Source organism: Bacillus sp. NTK071, assembly GCF_017303315.1.
Lineage (GTDB): Bacteria > Bacillota > Bacilli > Bacillales > Guptibacillaceae > Guptibacillus.
This window is the reverse complement of the sequence record NZ_JAFKOI010000120.1, coordinates 1-262: the sequence shown is the minus strand read 5'-3', so window position 1 is coordinate 262 and position 262 is coordinate 1. Positions and strand designations below refer to the sequence as shown.

Annotated in this window: 1 pseudogene; it reads right to left on the bottom strand. The window is 44.7% G+C overall.

Annotated features, from left to right (window positions below):
- Nucleotides 1-262: pseudogene (locus JI666_RS21285) on the bottom strand (phenylalanine--tRNA ligase subunit beta); the annotation flags it as partial.

Genomic DNA, 262 nt, shown 5'->3' with positions numbered 1-262 from the left:
GTAATCGTATCATTATCAGTATTTGTTTCAAATTGAAGACGGGCAAATATATCCTCTACTTCTTTCATGGATAACTTCGTGCCAAGGACACGATTGATTTTTTCAAGCGTTACAGACACCACAGCAGGTTCCACTTGGAGTGCATCTGCTTCTGCAGAACCCTCAAGCACTTCCCCGCCCGCATATTGTGCAAGCAATTGAACAGCTCTATCTGCAGCAGCTCTAACTCTGTTTGGATCCACACCTTTTTCAAAGCGGGCAC